At 37.4% G+C, this 19,740-nt stretch carries 16 protein-coding genes; 12 read left to right on the forward strand and 4 right to left on the reverse strand.

The window, feature by feature from the left end:
• Nucleotides 1–3 precede the first annotated feature (3 nt).
• The gene (locus UXI14_RS11585; protein ID WP_277900349.1) at nt 4–411 is read right to left on the reverse strand and encodes a response regulator; all 408 of its coding nucleotides are present in this window, start codon (nt 409–411) and stop codon (nt 4–6) included.
• A gap of 224 nt (nt 412–635) precedes the next feature.
• On the opposite strand from UXI14_RS11585, the gene uvrC reads away from it, so the two are divergent.
• The 10 genes from uvrC to UXI14_RS11635 all read left to right on the forward strand — a co-directional run bounded on the left by uvrC (nt 636) and on the right by UXI14_RS11635 (nt 15,839).
• The gene (gene uvrC, locus UXI14_RS11590; protein WP_335966264.1) at nt 636–2,429 is read left to right on the forward strand and encodes an excinuclease ABC subunit UvrC; all 1,794 of its coding nucleotides are present in this window, start codon (nt 636–638) and stop codon (nt 2,427–2,429) included.
• Nucleotides 2,430–2,433: 4 nt separating this feature from the next.
• Nucleotides 2,434–4,662, forward strand: coding sequence for a patatin-like phospholipase family protein (locus tag UXI14_RS11595; protein WP_335966265.1), 2,229 nt, complete (start codon nt 2,434–2,436; stop codon nt 4,660–4,662).
• 63 nt (nt 4,663–4,725) lie between these two features.
• Complete coding sequence (locus tag UXI14_RS11600) at nt 4,726–5,883, forward strand: homogentisate 1,2-dioxygenase (protein ID WP_335966266.1); 1,158 nt, start codon at nt 4,726–4,728, stop codon at nt 5,881–5,883.
• Between the two features lie 175 nt (nt 5,884–6,058).
• Nucleotides 6,059–7,198 carry a 4-hydroxyphenylpyruvate dioxygenase gene (gene hppD / locus UXI14_RS11605; RefSeq protein WP_335966267.1) on the forward strand — a complete coding sequence of 380 codons (1,140 nt, stop codon included), beginning with the start codon at nt 6,059–6,061 and terminating at the stop codon, nt 7,196–7,198.
• A 423-nt stretch (nt 7,199–7,621) separates the two neighbouring features.
• Nucleotides 7,622–8,413, forward strand: coding sequence for a DUF3108 domain-containing protein (locus UXI14_RS11610; RefSeq protein ID WP_335966268.1), 792 nt, complete (start codon nt 7,622–7,624; stop codon nt 8,411–8,413).
• A 5-nt stretch (nt 8,414–8,418) separates the two neighbouring features.
• Entirely contained in the window at nt 8,419–9,372 is a 954-nt protein-coding gene (locus tag UXI14_RS11615; protein ID WP_335966269.1) for a tryptophan 2,3-dioxygenase family protein, read from the forward strand.
• A gap of 4 nt (nt 9,373–9,376) precedes the next feature.
• Complete coding sequence (locus UXI14_RS11620) at nt 9,377–10,702, forward strand: peptidoglycan DD-metalloendopeptidase family protein (protein ID WP_335966270.1); 1,326 nt, start codon at nt 9,377–9,379, stop codon at nt 10,700–10,702.
• Nucleotides 10,674–12,314, forward strand: a complete 1,641-nt coding sequence (pgi, locus tag UXI14_RS11625; protein ID WP_335966271.1) for a glucose-6-phosphate isomerase — start codon at nt 10,674–10,676, stop codon at nt 12,312–12,314. The genes UXI14_RS11620 and pgi overlap by 29 nt, the downstream gene beginning before the upstream one ends.
• A gap of 165 nt (nt 12,315–12,479) precedes the next feature.
• The gene (locus tag UXI14_RS11630) at nt 12,480–15,278 is read left to right on the forward strand and encodes a carboxypeptidase-like regulatory domain-containing protein (protein ID WP_335966272.1); all 2,799 of its coding nucleotides are present in this window, start codon (nt 12,480–12,482) and stop codon (nt 15,276–15,278) included.
• Nucleotides 15,279–15,404: 126 nt separating this feature from the next.
• Entirely contained in the window at nt 15,405–15,839 is a 435-nt protein-coding gene (locus UXI14_RS11635) for a hypothetical protein (RefSeq protein WP_277900339.1), read from the forward strand.
• 30 nt (nt 15,840–15,869) lie between these two features.
• Here the strand turns inward: UXI14_RS11635 and UXI14_RS11640 are convergent, their stop codons facing one another.
• Nucleotides 15,870–16,199, reverse strand: coding sequence for a hypothetical protein (locus UXI14_RS11640; protein WP_335966313.1), 330 nt, complete (start codon nt 16,197–16,199; stop codon nt 15,870–15,872).
• A 343-nt stretch (nt 16,200–16,542) separates the two neighbouring features.
• Here UXI14_RS11640 and UXI14_RS11645 point away from each other — a divergent pair, with 343 nt between their 5' ends.
• Nucleotides 16,543–16,737, forward strand: a complete 195-nt coding sequence (locus tag UXI14_RS11645) for a hypothetical protein (RefSeq protein ID WP_335966273.1) — start codon at nt 16,543–16,545, stop codon at nt 16,735–16,737.
• 42 nt (nt 16,738–16,779) lie between these two features.
• Here the strand turns inward: UXI14_RS11645 and UXI14_RS11650 are convergent, their stop codons facing one another.
• A complete protein-coding gene (locus tag UXI14_RS11650; protein ID WP_335966274.1) occupies nt 16,780–17,154 on the reverse strand; it encodes a hypothetical protein in 375 nt (124 codons plus the stop codon).
• Between the two features lie 89 nt (nt 17,155–17,243).
• On the opposite strand from UXI14_RS11650, the gene UXI14_RS11655 reads away from it, so the two are divergent.
• Nucleotides 17,244–18,017, forward strand: coding sequence for an amidohydrolase (locus UXI14_RS11655; RefSeq protein WP_335966275.1), 774 nt, complete (start codon nt 17,244–17,246; stop codon nt 18,015–18,017).
• Here UXI14_RS11655 and UXI14_RS11660 read toward each other — a convergent pair.
• A complete protein-coding gene (locus UXI14_RS11660) occupies nt 18,004–19,611 on the reverse strand; it encodes an Ig-like domain-containing protein (RefSeq protein WP_335966276.1) in 1,608 nt (535 codons plus the stop codon). The genes UXI14_RS11655 and UXI14_RS11660 overlap by 14 nt on opposite strands.
• Between the last annotated feature and the right edge of the window lie 129 nt (nt 19,612–19,740).

Here is a 19,740-nt window from a genome sequence, read left to right on the forward strand (position 1 = left end):
CTACTAAACTTTTTCAAACATTTCCTCCAGTTCACCCAAAGAGATTGGTTTTACCCAATAATCAGATACTTCTTCAAAAGCTTTAGCCCTTTGAATATCTTCCGGGTTAATGGACGAGCTTACCACGTACAAGGTTATGGGATGTTCTAAATCTGACTTAATTTTTACAAATTCCTCCAAAAATTGCCATCCGTCCATGACAGGCATATTAAGGTCCAAAAGAATAACTTGTGGTATTCTCTCTTTTTCGGGTTGTTCAAAAACACCTTTAAAGTAAGAAAACGCTTCACTTCCATTTTCAAAAACCAAAAACTCTTTGCATAATTTTTTGATGTCTAGCAAGCGGGACAGCATTTTTACATAGAGTTTGTCATCGTCAATGATACAGGCTAGGTCAATTTTATGGTTCATTTACATATTTGTTAGGGGTCCAATTATCATAAATCAGCAGCTAAAGATAGTTTTTTTTTAATATTTCAACCTGTTAAAATGTAATAGTAATCGGTATTTGTACAAAATAATTTTTTTAAGCTAAAAATTGTAATCTTTTTCTCTCATAATTAATAAATAAGGTCTGTTGTTTATGATGTAATTTTAGATTCATTTATCTTTGAAGAATAAATTGTCGTACTTTCATGAGCCAAACCCCAATAGAAATACAATTGCAAACGTTGCCCAACAATCCGGGGGTTTATCAATTTTATAACAAGGACGGGAAAATTATTTATGTCGGTAAGGCCAAGAATTTAAAAAAAAGGGTTTCTTCTTACTTTCATAAAAACCATGAATATGGCAAAACCAGGGTGCTCGTCAAAAAAATTGAAACGATTAAGCATATTGTGGTGCCTACCGAAACAGACGCACTTTTACTGGAAAACAACCTCATAAAAAAATACCAGCCGCGCTATAACGTTATGCTGAAGGACGATAAAACGTATCCTTGGATCTGTATTAAAAACGAGCGTTTTCCACGAGTATTTACCACACGGAACATGATAAAGGATGGGTCGGAATACTTTGGCCCATACACAAGCATGAAAACCGTAAGGATACTTTTGGACCTTATTAAAGGGCTGTATTCGTTGCGCACCTGTAATTACGATCTTTCCAAAGAAAAAATCGATGCCGGAAAATATAAAGTGTGTTTGGAATACCATTTAGGAAATTGCCTGGGCCCCTGTGAAGGATATCAAACCTTAGGGGAATACAATAAACAAATAACCGCTATCCGGGAAATTATAAAAGGAAATTTTAAAGATTCGTTAGGCGATTTTAAAAGCCAGATGAAAGCCTTGGCTGCCGAAATGCAATTCGAAGAAGCACAGCAGATAAAAGAAAAAATAGATGTTCTGGAAAATTATCAGGCAAAATCCACTGTGGTAAACCCGAAAATAAGCAATGTAGATGTGTTTTCAATTGTTAGCGACGAAAGCTTCGGCTATGTCAATTTCCTTCAATTGTCTTACGGTGCCATTATAAGGGCGCATACCGTAGAAATTAAAAAGAAACTCGACGAAAGCAATGAAGAGTTATTGGAGCTGGCCGTAACAGAACTGCGAACAAGGTTCAACTCCCAGTCTAAAGAAATATATGTGCCTTTTTCTATTAATGTTGCTGAAGGAATTAAGGTTACCATTCCAAAATTGGGCGATAAAAAACGTATTTTAGAACTCTCCGAAAGGAATGCCAAATTATATAGGCAGGAGCGCTTTAAACAGATTAAGATTGTAGACCCGGAACGTCATGTAAAAAGAATCATGGCGCAAATGAAAAAAGATTTAAGGTTGTCTGAAGATCCGCGACATATAGAATGTTTCGACAATTCAAATATACAAGGGACAAACCCGGTTGCCGCATGTGTGGTATTTAAAGACGGAAAACCAAGCAAGAAAGACTATAGGCATTTCAACATAAAAACAGTTGTGGGCCCCGATGATTTTGCATCGATGGAAGAAGTGGTGCACAGGCGCTACAAACGGTTGCTGGAAGAAGCTGAACCGCTTCCGCAGTTAATTGTAATAGACGGTGGGAAAGGGCAGCTATCATCGGCATTGAAAAGTCTGGACAGGTTAGGCCTGCGTGGAAAAATAGCCATTATAGGAATTGCCAAAAGGTTAGAAGAAATATATTATCCGGGAGATTCTATTCCGTTGTATCTGGATAAAAAGTCTGAAACATTAAAAATTATCCAGCAATTGCGTAACGAGGCACATAGGTTTGGAATTACTTTTCATAGGAATAAGCGAAGCAAGGCTGCTATAAGTTCGGCATTGGAAAATATTGATGGAATAGGCAAGAAAACCGCAAACGACCTGTTGAAAACATTTAAATCAGTTAAACGGGTTAAAGAAGCCTCCTTGGAACAAATAGTATTAGTTGTGGGAAAAGCAAAAGCCAAAAAAGTGTACAATGCTTTTCATAAAAAATAGGTATATGTATTTAAAAAGAATATGGCTGGTTATAGCAATCTTGTTTTCATTGCAGGTAAATGCCCAGCAAGTAGGCCAGAAAGACCCCAAGGTTGGGCTTGTCCTTAGTGGTGGTGGGGCAAAAGGTTTAGCGCATATTGGTGCTTTAAAAGCCATTGAAGAAGCCGGAGTACGGATTGATTATATTGGCGGTACCAGTATGGGCGCTATTGTTGGCGCTTTGTATGCGGCTGGGTACACTCCAACGCAACTTGACTCCATTTTCAAGGAAACAAATTTTGACGTGTTATTGCAGGATAAAATGCCACGTTCGGCCATGTCTTTTTACGAAAAAAATAATTATGAGCGGTATGCAGTAACGCTTCCGTTTAATAGATTTAAAATTTCGTTGCCCACATCCTTGTCCAAAGGGCAAAATCTCTATAACTTGCTTTCAGAGTTGCTTTTTAACGTAAATAATATTGACGATTTTAACAAGTTGCCCGTCCCATTTTTTTGTATGGCTACCGATGTTGAAACCGGAGAGCCCGTACAATTAAACAAAGGTTACCTGCCCAAGGCTATTTCGGCAAGTGCGGCAATCCCTTCTTTTTTTGAGCCCGTCCCCATAAACGACCAACTTTTGATAGACGGTGGCGTGGTAAACAATTACCCGGTAGATGAAGTAAAGGCAATGGGGGCAGATATCATTATCGGAGTAGATGTACAGGACCCCTTGTACAAAAGGGATAAGTTAAATTCGGCTACGGACATATTGGTGCAAATAAATTATTACAATACGGTAAACGATATGAAGGAGAAGCTGAAAAAAACAGATGTTCATATCAAACCCGAAATAGACGGTTTTGACGTGCTCTCTTTCAGTAAAGGGGCGTCTATTATAGAAAACGGCTACGAAGCCGGCCAAAAAAAGGAAATGCAATTGGATAGCATTGCACAGCTTCAACTTAAAAAACCCGAAAAAAAATATCCCGTTAAAATAATAGATACCTTCCTTATTAATAAACTCTCTTTTGAAGGAAACGATAAATATACCCGTGCATACCTTAAGGGAAAACTAAGGTATACTACAGAAGAATATACCAATTTTGACAATCTGGACCAAGGAATGAGCAATTTGGCAGCTACCAACAATTTTAACAGCGTTAAGTACGAAATCAGGCCCAATAAAGATGGCTATAAACTTACCGTGCCCATTGTGGAAAAGCATACAGACATGTTTTTAAAATTGGGTATACATTACGATGGCTTATACAAAACGGCGGGATTGGTTAATATTACCAAGAAGCATTTATTTTTTGATGACGATGTCATCTCTTTCGATTTTATTGTAGGGGATTATATACGATATGATTTTGAGTACTATCTAGACAAAGGCTTTTATTGGAGCTTCGGACTCAGGTCCCGCTATAATTCCTTTGCCAAGGATGTCTCTTTCGATTTTGTTCAGGGAAAAGCAGTTGAAGATCTTCCCGATGTAAACAAGCTCGACATTAGCCTGGACGATATTACCAACCAGATATACATGAAAACCGTCTGGAAGGAAGAATTTACTTTTGGACTGGGGCTGGAACATAAATTCCTGAAAATTGAAACAGAAACGGTAGCCAATGAAGAGGGGAACGAAATCTTGCTGGAAAAACAAAACTATTTTAGTAGCTATGGGTTTTTAAAATTCGATACTTTAGACGATAAATATTTTCCTTCAAAAGGACTGTTTTTTGACGGCGATTTTCATTGGTACCTTCTTTCAAGCGGAGAAGTGGAAGATTTTACCCAATTTTCGGTAGCCAAAGCAAAATTAGGTTTTGCCATGCCATTTGCACGTAAGTTTTCTGCAAATCTTTTTACCGAAGGCGGTTTTAAATTGGGGAGCTCCAATGCAAATACCTTCGACTTTATTTTGGGAGGATGGGGAAACGATTTTATTAACAACATAACCCCATTCTTAGGGTACGATTATCTAAGCTTTGGGGGCGATAGTTTTGTAAAGGCAACAATAAGTACCGATTGGGAATTTATAAGGGGAAACCATGTAAACTTAACCGCAAACTTTGCCAATGCCGGGAACAATATTTTTGAGCGCGGAGAATGGTTTACACTGCCCGATTATTCCGGATATGCCATTGGGTATGGATACGAATCTATTTTAGGGCCAATTCAGGCAAAATTCAATTGGTCGCCCGAAGTAGATGAGAAATTTTTTACAGTAAGCGTGGGCTTTTGGTTTTAAGATTTTATTTAGTAAAAAACCCCCAAAAATTTCCGATATTTGCAGAAATCAAACGTTTTCGCTATGCCTTTTTATCATAAATTGGGTAAGATACCTCATAAAAGACACACAATCTTCAAAAAACCAGATGGGAGCCTCTATTACGAGCAGCTTTTTGGAACCATTGGTTTCGACGGAATGTCTTCAAATTTATACCATGTTTATCGCCCAACACAAGTAAAGGAAATATCATCAAAAATAAATGTCGCTCCACAAATAGCAACGGCAAACAACATAAAATCCTATCGTTTTCATGGGTTTAAAGTCAAACCGGAAAATGATTATTTAAAAAGTAGGACCCCTATTTTAACCAATGCAGATTGTACCATAGAATTGGCGGCTCCCAAAAAATCAACAGCAAATTATTTCTATAAAAATGCCGATGCCGACGAGCTGATTTTCATACACAAAGGAACTGGAAAATTAAGGACCCACTTGGGGAACTTGGACTTTAAGTATGGCGATTATCTGGTAATCCCCCGGGGGATTATTTATAAAATAGATTTTGAAACCGAAGATAACAGGCTGTTCATCGTGGAATCACGCAGGCCCATTTATACCCCAAAAAGATACAGAAACTGGTTCGGGCAACTTTTGGAGCATTCCCCTTTTTGCGAAAGGGATATCCGCAGGCCTTACGAATTGGAGACCAACGATGAAAAAGGAGACTTTTTAATGAAGATCAAGAAGCAGAACGAGGTTTTCGATATGATATATGCAACCCATCCTTTTGATGTGGTTGGGTACGACGGGTTTAATTATCCATATGCATTGAGCATTCACGATTTTGAACCCATTACCGGAAGGATACATCAACCACCTCCGGTGCACCAAACTTTCGAGACAGATGCCTTTGTAGTGTGCAGTTTTGTGCCTAGGCTGTACGATTATCACCCTGAAAGCATTCCCGCGCCTTACAATCATAGCAACATCGACTCTGATGAGGTGCTGTATTATGTAGATGGAGATTTTATGAGCCGTAACGATATCGAGAAGGGCCATATATCCTTACATCCGGCCGGGATCCCTCACGGTCCGCATCCGGGTGCAGCAGAAAGAAGTATCGGGAAAACCAAAACAGAGGAGCTGGCCGTTATGGTAGACACTTTTAAACCGCTTCAGTTAACCAAACAGGCCATGGAAATTGCCGATGAAACCTATCATAAATCTTGGCTGGAATAATTTAATTGTTATATTGAAACCGTTGTTGGATAAATATTATTAATGCAAATGTTGAATTTTAGAGTAGATATAACCCCTCATTTAAGGGCGATGTGGTAAATTTTGGATAAGAAACAAAATCCAATACCAATTAGCAATAAGGTATACAATACAAATTTTCAAACAAAAAATAATTATGTCACAAGATACAACATCCTTAAAATTAAATAAAGAAGTAGAAGCAGCCGAAGACTTTCTTCCATTGCTCGGCACAGATTATGTAGAACTGTATGTAGGGAATGCAAAACAAGCGGCACATTATTATCAGGCGGCCTGGGGCTTTCAGCCAATTGCCTATTCTGGGCTGGAAACCGGGATTAAAGACAGGGTTTCATATGTGCTTCAGCAGGATAAAATACGGTTGGTGTTAACTTCGCCATTACAACAAGGCGGAGAGGTAAACCGCCATATAGAAAAGCATGGCGATGGGGTAAAAGTAGTAGCCCTTTGGGTAGACAATGCCAAACAAAGTTATTTGGAAACTACCAAAAGAGGCGCCAAAAGTTATATGGAGCCTAAAACCATTAAGGACGATCAAGGGGAAGTGGTACTCTCAGGAATTCATACATATGGAGAAACTATCCATATCTTTGTTGAAAGATCCAACTACAAAGGGGTTTTTATGCCCGGATTTAAACCGTGGAACCCAGAATATAAGCCCGCTGAGGTTGGGTTAAAATACATAGACCATATGGTTGGGAACGTAGGCTGGAACGAAATGGGTAAATGGTGCGAGTTTTATGCCAAGGTAATGGGCTTTGCCCAATTGGTATCTTTCGACGATAAAGATATTTCAACCGATTATACGGCGCTCATGAGTAAAGTAATGAGTAATGGAAATGGAAGGATTAAGTTCCCCATAAACGAACCCGCCGAGGGAAAGAAAAAATCTCAAATAGAAGAATATATAGAATTTTATAACGGCGCTGGCGTGCAGCATATCGCACTGGCTACAGAGAATATTATTGAAACGGTAAAAGCACTTAAGAAAAGGGGCGTGGAGTTTTTGCATGTTCCCGAAACTTATTACGACACAGTTTTGGACCGCGTAGGTGAAATTGACGAAAAATTGGAGCCTTTAAAAGAACTGGGCATTCTCATAGATCGGGATGACGAGGGTTACTTGCTCCAGCTTTTTACAAAACCGGTTTTGGACCGGCCCACAATGTTTTTTGAAATTATCCAGCGAAAAGGTGCAAAATCGTTTGGAAAAGGAAACTTCAAAGCGCTATTTGAAGCTATTGAGCGCGAACAGGAAATGCGAGGAACGCTATAAAATATCAATTTTTTTGCTTTTTTGATAATTAGAAACGCAACAAATTGCGTACTCGGTGTTAAAAAAGTTAAACTTATTTATTATGCTTGCATAACATTTGTTTTGCATTAACTTTGCATCCGCAAAAGGGGTGGTGCCCTTTGCAGACTTTAAGTAAAGTTTTCATAATTTAAAGTTTTGGTTGGTTAATGAAAAAAACTCGGCTTCGGCCGAGTTTTTTGCTTTTATAATGTTCGATTATAATTTTTTGGAACAATAATTGTTAATTATATGAACAGGAAACGGTAATGTAATTGATTTTATTATTTTTACGTCGATTATTGCCTCATGCAGAATATGTTGAATTTTTAATGATGTGTAATTAACGCTATTTCGGATTTATAAAAATAGCCAAAAACCCCAAAACAGGGATTTAATTGAACTATGAAAAAGATACTTTTAACGCTACTTATATTTTGGCTTTCGGCCTTCACAAATCAAAGTCAGCCCATAAAAACCAATTCTTCGTATAAAGGTGGGGAATGGTTTCAATTCAGGATTCATTACGGTATTTTTAACGCAAGCTTTGCTACCTTGGAACTTAAAGAGGAATCTTTAAACGGTAAGGAAGTATACCATGTTGTGGGAAATGGCCAAACTACTGGGCTTGCAAGCCTGTTTTTTAAGGTAGACGATAATTACGAAAGCTATTTCGACAAACAAACGGGGCAACCCTATAAATTTATAAGGAAAATAGATGAAGGTGGCCATACAAAAGATTTAGAAATCAATTTTGATTATAAAACCAACAAGGCCGTTCTGGAAGATCATAAACACGATACTGAAAAATCCTTTAAAATAAAAGAAGGCATACAAGATTTATTGTCGGCTTTTTACTATTTAAGGGACCGGGTAGATATTAACAACATCAATAAAGGCGATGAATATGTTTCTGATATGCTTTTTGACGATGATGGGATATTTAAGTTCAAACTTAAGTACCTGGGCAGGGAAACCCTCAACACAAAATTCGGGAAAGTAAGATGCCTTAAGTTTAGGCCTTTTGTGCAGTCGGGGCGTATCTTTAAAGAAGAAGAAAGTTTAACCCTCTGGGTTTCAGACGATGATAATAAAATGCCAATACGCGTAAAGGCAGATATCCTTGTGGGGTCTATTAAGGCCGACCTTGAAGCGTTTAAAGGACTGAAGCATCAGTTTAAAATCCATATGAACTAATTGTAATGAAACTAGAAATCGAAGCTCAAATTAAAAGTCTTGAAGAAAAATATAAAAATTCTGGACAAGACTTAAGCTCTTATTTAGACGGACTTTTATACGAACGTTACCTAACATACTGGGATTACATACATTTGGATACCCTGTTAAGCCTTCAAATACCGCGCACCCATTTTCCGGATGAGGAAATATTTATCATGTACCATCAAATTACAGAATTGTATTTTAAGTTGATTATACATGAACAAAAACAAATTATAGACGACAAGGTCCAAAAGGCAGACTTCCTCATTACCAAAATAGAGCGTATCAATAATTACTACAAAATTTTAATCAATTCCTTTAATGTAATGATTAACGGAATGGACCGCGCCCAGTTTTTAAAATATAGAATGGCGCTACTTCCCGCCAGTGGGTTTCAGTCCGCTCAATTTAGAATGATAGAGCTTTACTCCACGTCCATGTACAATTTGCTACATCCGTCGGTAAAACATAATTTTTCGTCAAATAGTGCGTTAGAAGATTTATACGAGAACATTTACTGGAAAAAAGGAGCTGTAGATACCGAGACCAACGAAAAAACGCTTACCTTAAAACAGTTTGAATATAGATACACGCCAAGGTTTATGCGCATAGCAAAAGAAGTTCAAGGTACAACCATATACGAAAAATACTTAAATTTGCCCAAAGAAGTAAAAAACAACAAGTTACTAATAGAGGCAATGAAGCAGCTCGATGTAAATGCCAATGTAAACTGGAACTTAATGCACATGGGCGCTGCATATAAACACCTGAGTAAAGAAAAACAAACAATTGATGCCACTGGAGGCACAAATTGGAAAGAATATTTGCCCCCAAGTTTTCAGAAAATCATCTTTTTTCCTGAAATTTGGAGCGAAAACGAAAAAGCCGACTGGGGAAAGCAGTGGGTGGAACATATGTTTAATCCTCAAAAATGAGTAAATGCCAAAAAATGTTGTAGCACTTTTGTTAATGGTCTTTATCGCCATGACATCGTGCAAAGATGAACCTAAGAAAGAAGTGAAGGAAGCGAGCACCTTAAAAACGGAGGAGCTTAAGCCTGTTGAAGTGAAAGAATTTGGTTATACCCTAAAAAATTACCTGGTTGTAAGGGATACTATTAAAGCCGGCGATAGCTTTGGAGAAATTTTACAGAGAAACAATCTCGAATACCCGCAAATATACAATATCGTTGAAGGAGCAAAAGATTCTTTTGACATTGCAAGCCTGCAAGTAGGAAAACCCTACACGCTGTTATGTACCAAGGAAGACTCCCTCCAACGTCCAAAATGCTTTATCTACCAACCTAACAGTATTGATTATGTGGTGGTAGACTTTGCCGATTCTACTTTGGTGAAAAAGGGAAAGAAAAAAGTGAAATTGGTAGAAAGGGAAGCATCGGGCGTTATTAATAATTCTCTTTACGTTACCTTGCAGGACCAGGGTTTAAGCCCCATTGTTGCATATAAAATGTCTGATATCTATGCATGGACCGTTGATTTCTTTAGAATACAAAAAGGAGATAGGTTCAAAGTTATTTTTACTGAAAAATATATAGACGACAGTATTTATGCCGGAATAGATAAAATTAAGGCCGCCTATTTTGAGCACAAAGGAGAATCTTTCTATTCGTTTAGGTACGAAACCGACTCCACAAAGCACATTATCGATTATTTTGATGAAAATGCAAAAAACCTCCGCAGGGCATTTTTAAAGGCCCCCGTTCAATTTAGCAGGATATCCTCAAGGTACAATCTCAACAGGAGAATTGCATATTACGGGAATAGGGTAAGGCCGCACAAAGGAACCGATTTTGCGGCTCCCATTGGAACACCAATTTTATCGACGGCCAACGGTACCGTTATAGAATCGGCAAGAAGGGGAGGAAACGGAAATTATGTAAAAGTAAAGCACAACGGCACCTATACCACCCAGTACCTTCATATGAAAAAAAGAAAAGTACATGTAGGAGATTATGTCAAGCAAGGAGATGTTATCGGTTGGGTCGGGATGACCGGGAATACCAGTGGGCCGCACGTTTGTTACCGTTTCTGGAAAAATGGAAGACAAGTAGACCCATTTAAACAGGACTTGCCAAAGGCAGAACCTATTGGAGATTCGTTAAAAGTAAAATACCTGGATTATATCAAGCCGATCAAGCATCAATTGGATGCTATAGTATATCCTTCAGAAAAAACATCAAATGAAGAAGAATTTTTAACCGAATTAAACCAACAGAATGCCATTAGCGACAATCAATCCAACTAAAACCGAAGCTTGGAAAAAACTTCAAGAACATTACAATAGCTTTAAAGATACGCCCATGAAAAGTTTATTTGCCCAGGACAAGGACCGGGCAGATAAATATACGCTTCAATGGAACGATTTTTATGTAGATTTTTCAAAAAATAGAATAAACGATACCACTGTTAATTTGCTTTTGGAACTGGCCAAAGAAGTAAAACTTCAAGATGCAATTGAAAAGTATTTTACAGGAGACATTATTAATCAAACCGAAGGGCGCGCTGTTTTACACACAGCATTGCGGGCTAGGGAAAACGATAAAATATATGTAGATGGTGAAAATGTAGTCCCGGAAATATATCAGGTAAAAACGAAAATAAAGAAATTTACAGAAGCAATTATTTCTGGTGATAAAAAAGGATATACAGGAAAACCGTTTACCGATGTGGTAAATATAGGTATCGGTGGCTCCGATCTGGGCCCCGCCATGGTTACCGAAGCACTTCAGTATTACAAAAACCACTTAAATGTACATTTTGTAAGCAATGTAGATGGCGATCATGTTCATGAAACCATTAAGAACCTAGATCCGGAAACCACTTTGTTCGTTATTGTTTCCAAAACATTTACAACACAGGAAACCTTAAGCAATGCAACTACCATAAAAAAATGGTTTTTAAAAACCGCGACCCAAAAAGATGTGGCGGCGCATTTTGTGGCTGTTTCTACCAATTTGGAAAAAATAGACGAGTTTGGCATTGATGCCGATAATGTTTTCCCGATGAAAGATTGGGTAGGGGGTCGTTTTTCTTTGTGGAGTGCTGTTGGGCTGTCGATTGCATTATCGGTGGGATATAAAAATTTCGACAAATTATTGGCAGGCGCACAGGCAATGGACATTCATTTTAAGGAAACGCCTTTTAAAAAAAACATCCCGGTAATATTAGCGCTTTTAAGTGTTTGGTACAATAATTTTTACGGAGCAGAAAGTGAAGCATTAATACCGTATTCTCAATATCTGCACAGGCTCTCGGCATATCTTCAGCAGGGAACCATGGAAAGTAACGGCAAGAGCATCGACCGGAACGGAGCCCCGGTAAATTACCAAACCGGAACGATTATTTGGGGAGAACCCGGAACAAACTCTCAGCACGCATTCTTCCAGTTGATCCATCAGGGGACAAAATTGATACCTACCGATTTTATTGGTTTTGTAGAGTCCCTGCATGGAGACAAAGACCATCACGATAAATTAATGGCCAATTATTTTGCACAAACAGAAGCTTTGTTAAACGGTAAAACCGAAACAGAAGTTAGGGCAGAACTAAAAAGTAAAAACACTCCCGAAAATGAGATAGAAAAACTTTTGCCATTTAAACTTTTTGCCGGGAACAAGCCAACAAACTCCATTCTTATAGATAAGTTAACACCACAGGCATTGGGTGGGATTATTGCCATGTACGAACATAAAATTTTCGTTCAGGGAATTATCTGGAACATTTTTAGCTTCGATCAGTGGGGCGTAGAATTGGGAAAACAATTGGCATCAACGATACTTGACGATATAAAATCGGAAAAGATTAGCAATCACGACAATTCAACGTTAAATCTTTTAAGATTCTATAAAAACAGTTAACATATTTTGTTAAAATCCGAAAACGTAACATTGTAATCCCCATCAGATTATATTGTTACGTTTTTTGTTTACTTTTGCTTATATGTTAAATTATTTAACATTGGCTTAATGTGGGAATCTATTTTATATAAGATTTTTGCAACGTTAAATTAAATCAAACAACAAATGAAGACAATTTACAATTGGATTTTAACAGCAGTAATTGCATTAATTACTACTACGGCCTTCTCGCAAGGAACAATCACGGGAACTGTAGTAGATGGCAGCCTAGGGGAGCCATTGCCCGGGGCAAACGTAATGGTTAAAGGCTCTTCAACAGGGACTTCAACCGATTTTGATGGTAACTTTACTTTAAATGTGTCTCAAAACTCAGGAACTGTAACGGTTTCATACATCGGGTTTATAGCACAAAGCGTTAGTTATACCTTGACCAACGGATCGGCTAATATAGGAGAGATATCCTTACTGCCTGATGCTGAAGAATTGGAAGGGGTTGTGGTAACTGGAGTTATAGATATAGCTAAAGATAGAGAAACGCCCGTTGCGGTATCTACAATTAGAGCTTCTGAAATACAAGAAAAATTAGGCTCTCAGGAATTTCCTGAAATATTGAGGTCAACACCATCAATTTATGTTACAAAGCAAGGAGGTGGTTACGGAGATTCTAGGATTAATATTCGAGGGTTTGACACTAATAATTCAGCTGTTATGATTAATGGAGTTCCAGTGAATGATATGGAGAACGGATCGGTATATTGGAGCAATTGGGCTGGTTTAAGCGATGTTACTTCGGCTATGCAGGTGCAAAGAGGTTTAGGGTCTTCAAAACTTGCTGTATCTTCTGTTGGTGGTACTATAAATGTAATTACTAAAACGTCAGAAAGACAAGAAGGCGGGTCAGTTTCTACAAGTGTTGGTAATGATAATTATTTGAAGATGGTGGCATCATACAATACGGGTGTGATGGATAATGGTTTTTCAATGTCTGCATTATTCAGTAGAACGGCAGGAGATGGTTATGTAGATGGAACAGCATTTGAAGGCTATAACTACTTTTTAGCATTTGGATATAAACCTAACGATAAGCATGATATTCAATTTACGGTAACAGGAGCTCCTCAACAGCATAATCAAAGAAGTTTTTCTCCTTATCTGAGTGATTATATTAAATATGGAGAAAATGGTGACCCAGATAGAAGGTATAATAGTGATTATGGATATAGGAATGGAAAGGAATTTACTTTTGGAGGGAATTTTTACCACAAACCTGTAGCTTCGTTAAATTGGGACTGGAATATCTCTGATAATTCTTCATTGTCTACAGTTCTTTATGCATCATACGGACGTGGAGGTTCAATAGGGTCTATAGGTAAAATTAACGATAATCAATCATATTCATCTACCTTTAAGGATGCTAAAGGTTTAATTAGAGTTGATGATATTGTAGCTTGGAATAGTGGTGCAAATATCCCCGCTTTTGGAGCGCCAAGACAAACATATACGTCAGGAGGAGAATTATCGAATCAAGGCTATTATATCAATGGTAATAATAGTTCGTTTGGTTTTGTTGATGACGAAGCGTTTGTGGAGGGGCCTGAAAATGGGATTTCTCAGCGTTCTTCTGTTAATTCTCATAACTGGTATGGAGCTATTATAAATTTTAACAATAAAATCAATGAAAATTGGAACTGGGATGTTGGAGCAGATTTAAGGACGTATAAAGGCTATCACTATAGAAGGTTAGTAGATTTATTAGGAGCCGATTATTATGTTGATAACGATGACATAAATAACACCTATAATTTTGTGAACAAAACATATTCGCCATCTGTTGGGAATACTTGGAATGTTTTTAAAGATGTAGATAAGGAAGAAAAAATAGATTACTATAACTTAGGTTATGTAAACTGGGTTGGTGGATTTGGACAATTAGAGTATTCTAATGATATAATATCTGCTTTTGTACAAGGTGCAATATCTAATCAAGGTTTTAAAAGGGAAGATCCATTTAATTATTTAGATTCCGATCCAGAACAAGAGACAGATTGGATAAACCGTGTTGGTGGAAATATTAAAGGAGGAGTTAACTATAATGTAAATGATCATCATAATGTTTTTGTTAATGCTGGATATTATTCAAAACAGCCTTTATTTGATGCTGTTTTCTTAAATTTTGTAAATGATGTAAATGAAGATCTTATAAATGAGAAAATTCTAGGTCTAGAATTAGGGTATGGATATAGATCTACTGAGTTTACTGCTGACATTAACTTATATAGAACTTCGTGGAAGGATAGATTTTTGTCGGAAAGCGTTATTATAAATGATGGTGAAGATAGAGGGACTGCAAACTTTAAAGGGATTGAGCAAGTACATAGTGGAGTTGAATTTGTAGCAAACTATCGCCCATTGCATAGATTTTTTGATATTTATGGAATGCTCTCTGTTGGTAATTGGGAGTATAAGGGAAATGTAGATGCTTCAGTATTTGATTCAGGGCAAAATCTTTTGGGAACATATACTTTATACTTGGACGGAGTTAAAGTAGGTGATGCGGCACAAATTACTTCACGTTTAGGAGTCGGTATAATGCCAGTTGAAGGATTAAGATTTGATGCAAGTTGGGATAGAGCTGATAAACTATATGCAGATTTTGCTGGAGATAGCGGAAATTTTGTTGAACAGTTTGGGACTCCAGATAATCAAGGAGCATTAGAGCTGCCAGATTATAATTTATTTGATGCAGGGATTTCATATAGAATGACTGTTGGAAAAGATAATAATAAATCTGTTAACTTAAGATTGAATGTGAACAACGTCTTTGATACTACTTATATCTCAGAGGCTGATACAAATAATTTTATAGAGGAAGGTGATAGTACTTATAAAGGGATTAGTACTAATAACAGAGTTTTCTTTGGTTGGGGTAGAGCATGGAACTTTACATTAAGATACAACTTCTAAACCCCATAAACAATAAATATAAACCCCGTCATGTAATAGCAGTGTCGGGGTTTTTTTATGTGCCATTTAAAAGTATAAGTGCAACTATTTCCTTACTTTTGGTAAACTAACAAAACAATAATTTACATGTACTCTACAGTTAACGTTTTACATTCTTATTGGGCCTACCTTACACTATTGGTATTGGTAATAGCTGTGCTCAATGCCATGATCGGTTATTTTAAAAATAAAGATTTTAGTTTGGCAAAAGACTTCCGAATTAGCTTGTTTGCACTTATTTTTACCCATATACAACTGGTTCTGGGGCTAATACTTTATTTTACAACTCCGCGCTTTTCTTCATGGCAAACCGGAGGTGTTATGAGCGACAGTATCCTTAGGCTGGTCCTGGTCGAGCACCCTTTTATCAATATTATTGCCATTGCTTTGATTACCATTGGCTGGAGCAAGCACAAAAAAGAAACTACTTCCAAAAGAAAATTTGGTAAAATAGCACTTTTCTACGGAATTGGGCTTTTTCTTATCCTTCTAAGGATTCCTTATATGCTTTGGTTTGATTAAATACAGACATGCATAGGAGTTGAGAATTAATCAACTTCCTTGACCAAGTACAGATATACCGGAAAATGATCTGCATACCCCTTTGTATTTTCCGGTTTTGGAAAACCGGTATTTTTTGTTGTCCCTTACAAGGTTGCTTGTCATGTAAAACTGGTCGAACAAACTCCATCGACCTCGATAGGTCAAGCTACCAAATCCTATTTTAAAGAGTTTTTCCATAAGGTTGTATAAATCTACCATGTCCAGATTTTCTCTTTCTCCTTTGGTACGGAGTATTTTTTTAAAGGAATTATCGGTGGGGTTGTCGTTGAAATCGCCCATACCTATAATTTTATATCGGGATGCCTTTTTATAACAGATCTATGATCTTCTTATTTATAACCTTGCTACGGCTTTCCTAAGCGGTTTGCTCCGGGTTTTGCCCCCACTTATGGATGGAGTCAATAGTTAACAATAAAACAAAAGCGTTCACTGTCATTATAGCTGTTTGCAACCAATTGTTTCCTTGTTTAGTCGTGAAACCCATCTTCGTCGTAAATCAATAGTTTCCCGTATTGAACATGGCTGGAAATAAAGCTGCTTCTTAAATGTGATATGACCACATCTACCCCATGTCCATTTAGGGGATCCTAGTGTATTATTGATCTTGAGAATAATGCGAAGAAGATAATGGTCCATTAATGCGCGGTTCCAGGAAGAAAACGTGCCCAATGGAAAAGGAAAATTAACAGGAATACCAACGCCAAGCGGCTTTTATGTAAGGAATGTAAACGATTTTGATTTTAATAGGCCTTACGAAGATTGCTCTTTAAAATATACGAGCGAACATGTTTTTATTTCTGAAATAGCCGACCCCGATAATAATACTTCTGAGGCAAATGTGAGGTTTATAGAATAATACAATTTAAGTGAAAAAGAAGTATAGTTGAATAACTGGAAATTACGCCGATACACAAATGCCAATATTGAATATAGAGAAAGGAGCCTGGTGGACCTTTTTGGGCTTAGCATTGCTCCCAATGGTATTTTTATAATTTCGGTAATTGCCGAGAATTTTACCAACATGTATGGATTTGCTCCAGATCTTGAAAGGGGCACGGGAGGTGTGCAGCTGACTCAAACGACGATGATAATATCGAATTGGTTGATGGAAACGGTAAGGTTGTCGATGTTTTTGGTGTACCCGGTGAAGACGGGCGTGCTGTGCGCAGGTCTGAAGTTGTAAAAACAATGCAACATATATTTTTTCTGAATGGGTAATCTTTAACGATACAGGGGCGTTCGGACCCATAAAAGACCACAAATAGCGCTTCAAGATTTTAGTCCGGGAAAACGTTAGGCCATTTATGAGTTAAACCCATAAAGCAAACTTGTAATTTTTATAATTTCCCTTACCTTTAGAATATGGCATCAGCATTAAAAATAGCTTTGATACAAGCTTCGTTGGCGTGGGAAAACCCACAAGAAAACAGGTTGCTTCTTGAAGAAAAAATTATGGAAGTAAATGCCGGGACCGATGTGGTGGTCTTGCCCGAAATGTTTAATTCGGGATTTACAATGAACGCCCAAAAAGTATTCGAAACCATGGATGGAAAAACATTGGTCTGGATGAAAAAACTAGCAATAAAAAAAAACACGGCCATTACCGGAAGTATAGTGATAAAAGAGAAAGGAAAATTTTATAACCGGCTTGTTTTTGTAAAGCCAGATGCATCGGTAATAACCTATGATAAAAGACATACCTTTACTTTGGCTGGAGAACATAAAGTATATGCGGCAGGAACACAAAAAATAACTATTGAATATAAAGGCTGGAAAATTTGCCCATTAGTATGCTATGATTTACGTTTTCCAGTATGGGCCCGAAATACAGAAAACTATGATGTTTTATTATATGTGGCCAATTGGCCCAAAAAAAGGATTAACGCTTGGGATATTTTACTACAGGCACGGGCCATTGAAAATATGAGCTATTGCATAGGTGTAAACCGCATAGACAAAGACGGGAATGGCTATGAATATTCGGGGCACTCGGCAATTTACGATCCATTGGGGAAAACATTGGTTTACAGCGAAGATGAAGCCACGCTTTATGCAACATTAAACAAAGCAGAAATTATTGAAACCCGTGAAAAATTAAAATTTCTTGCCGACAGGGATAGTTTTACTGTAAATTAAAGGTTTGTTCAATTTCCCAATTGGCCCTTAATTCAACCGGGTCCGGATAATAGCTAATACGTTCCGGTTGTATTTTTTTCAAGTAGTTACCAGTATCCCATTTGCCATTACCATTATCATCATGGATAACACGGATTAAATACGTGGCCGGGTTTATGTTTCTAAACTCATACCCGTATTTGGCCTCTTTAATAGATTGTTCGTATAGTACTTCCCCCTTGTTGTCGGTAAGTTGCAGGATGACCGGGTATTTTTCTATGTTGTTAAGCGTTATCCTGATACTACCAAGGTCGGCTAGGCTTTTGGTAGAAACACCGTATGTAAGTGTATCGCTTTCTTCTCCATAAAAATCGGTAATGGCACCGGGAAGCATGGTAACCCGATATTTTTGGTCGGGCTGGGTTTCCCAGTGAATATTTAAAATATTTTTCTTTCGGTCGAGATTTGTGTCAAATTCTAAAGCAGTAGAATCTTTGTCCATGACAGAAATCTTTTCATTATTAAGGGTCTCCATCGGGGTGCTTGTATGGAGCTTTAGGGAATCGTTCAGTTCGAAGCTTTTATTAAGCTGGGCAACAACCAAGGTATCTGGATAGAGTTCTTTAACGCGTACGGTAAAAGTATCTATAACTTCTTGTTTTCGTACTTCAAAAACCAAAGAATCTGCTTCAAACGGGGTAAAGAAATAATTAAGCGTATCGGTTTCCATATCGGGGAAAATTCTATAATCGTAATCGGCAGGTTTTTCGGTAAGCAATTTAATTTCCATTCCTTCAGGATCTCCTTCATACCCAAAAAATATTTTGTTTTTGGCAATAAGCGATGGCCTTCCTGCTTTGTATGCGGGAATTTCCTTAAAGAGGTTCAAACCATATATGGAATCGGATGGAATTTTTATGAAATGGTCGATATACCCTATTTTATCCGTTTTCGGGTCGAATTTATAATTGCCGGATTCATCTTTCATGGCTACCAATTTGTAGGTTCCTTCTTTTAAATTTGTCAATCTAAAATTTGTAGAGCTATCCAAGGTGTTAGTAATATATGTTGGTGGTTTTTGGTAGATAACAGAATCGGTGTAAGCGGTATCTACTTCATACAACATAACCGAAATAAAGTTTTCGGGTTTTTTTTGTAAGGCATCAAAAACAAAGCCTTCCAGTTCCAGGGAATCAATATAATCCCCGGTAGAAAAAACATATTTAAAAAAAGAGTAGGGATTGGCCTCGTTATTATCTACCACACTTTGACCAAAATTAAAAACATAGGTGGTATTTTCCTTTAAGGTATCAACAATTTCAATTTCCAAGTATTTGCTGGCGCCCGATTGCGGATAAATATACGGTTGGTATTCCAAAGGAGGGGAAACGATAAGTTGTTTCTGTAAGTCTTTTAATTTGATGTATTCATCAAAATTAATCCGGATTTTCTCGGCATTAAAATTTATGGTATTGTTATCGGGAACCGAGGAAGTTATGGATGGAGGGGTTATGTCTTTTGGCCCGCCTTCTGGAGTACCTCTTCGTGCACAGCTGGCTAGGCTTGTTAGTAAAACGAAAAACAGACTTAAAATTAAAAGATTCTTAGCTTTCATGAAACCTGATTAAAGCTGCAAATTAACGATTAATTTTAGTAACGTTGAAATTAAGCTGTAATTGCAATGGTGTTGATACTTATTTTTAATTGTTGTTCTTTAGGGGATGTATTTATGCATCATTCCATA

The sequence above is a fragment of the Galbibacter sp. PAP.153 genome (assembly GCF_037029175.1).
Classification (GTDB): Bacteria; Bacteroidota; Bacteroidia; order Flavobacteriales; family Flavobacteriaceae; genus Galbibacter; species Galbibacter pacificus.

Bases quoted from the DNA above. Each gene is read 5' to 3' on its own strand.
- UXI14_RS11600 (WP_335966266.1), top strand. From the start codon at position 4,726: ATGCCTTTTTATCATAAATTGGGTAAGATACCTCATAAAAGACACACA.
- UXI14_RS11635 (WP_277900339.1), top strand. From the start codon at position 15,405: ATGTACTCTACAGTTAACGTTTTACATTCTTATTGGGCCTACCTTACA.
- UXI14_RS11615 (WP_335966269.1), top strand. From the start codon at position 8,419: ATGAAACTAGAAATCGAAGCTCAAATTAAAAGTCTTGAAGAAAAATAT.
- uvrC (WP_335966264.1), top strand. From the start codon at position 636: ATGAGCCAAACCCCAATAGAAATACAATTGCAAACGTTGCCCAACAAT.
- UXI14_RS11655 (WP_335966275.1), top strand. From the start codon at position 17,244: ATGGCATCAGCATTAAAAATAGCTTTGATACAAGCTTCGTTGGCGTGG.
- UXI14_RS11620 (WP_335966270.1), top strand. From the start codon at position 9,377: ATGCCAAAAAATGTTGTAGCACTTTTGTTAATGGTCTTTATCGCCATG.
- UXI14_RS11595 (WP_335966265.1), top strand. From the start codon at position 2,434: ATGTATTTAAAAAGAATATGGCTGGTTATAGCAATCTTGTTTTCATTG.
- UXI14_RS11585 (WP_277900349.1), bottom strand. From the start codon at position 411: ATGAACCATAAAATTGACCTAGCCTGTATCATTGACGATGACAAACTC.
- hppD (WP_335966267.1), top strand. From the start codon at position 6,059: ATGTCACAAGATACAACATCCTTAAAATTAAATAAAGAAGTAGAAGCA.
- pgi (WP_335966271.1), top strand. From the start codon at position 10,674: ATGCCATTAGCGACAATCAATCCAACTAAAACCGAAGCTTGGAAAAAA.
- UXI14_RS11660 (WP_335966276.1), bottom strand. From the start codon at position 19,611: ATGAAAGCTAAGAATCTTTTAATTTTAAGTCTGTTTTTCGTTTTACTA.
- UXI14_RS11610 (WP_335966268.1), top strand. From the start codon at position 7,622: ATGAAAAAGATACTTTTAACGCTACTTATATTTTGGCTTTCGGCCTTC.
- UXI14_RS11630 (WP_335966272.1), top strand. From the start codon at position 12,480: ATGAAGACAATTTACAATTGGATTTTAACAGCAGTAATTGCATTAATT.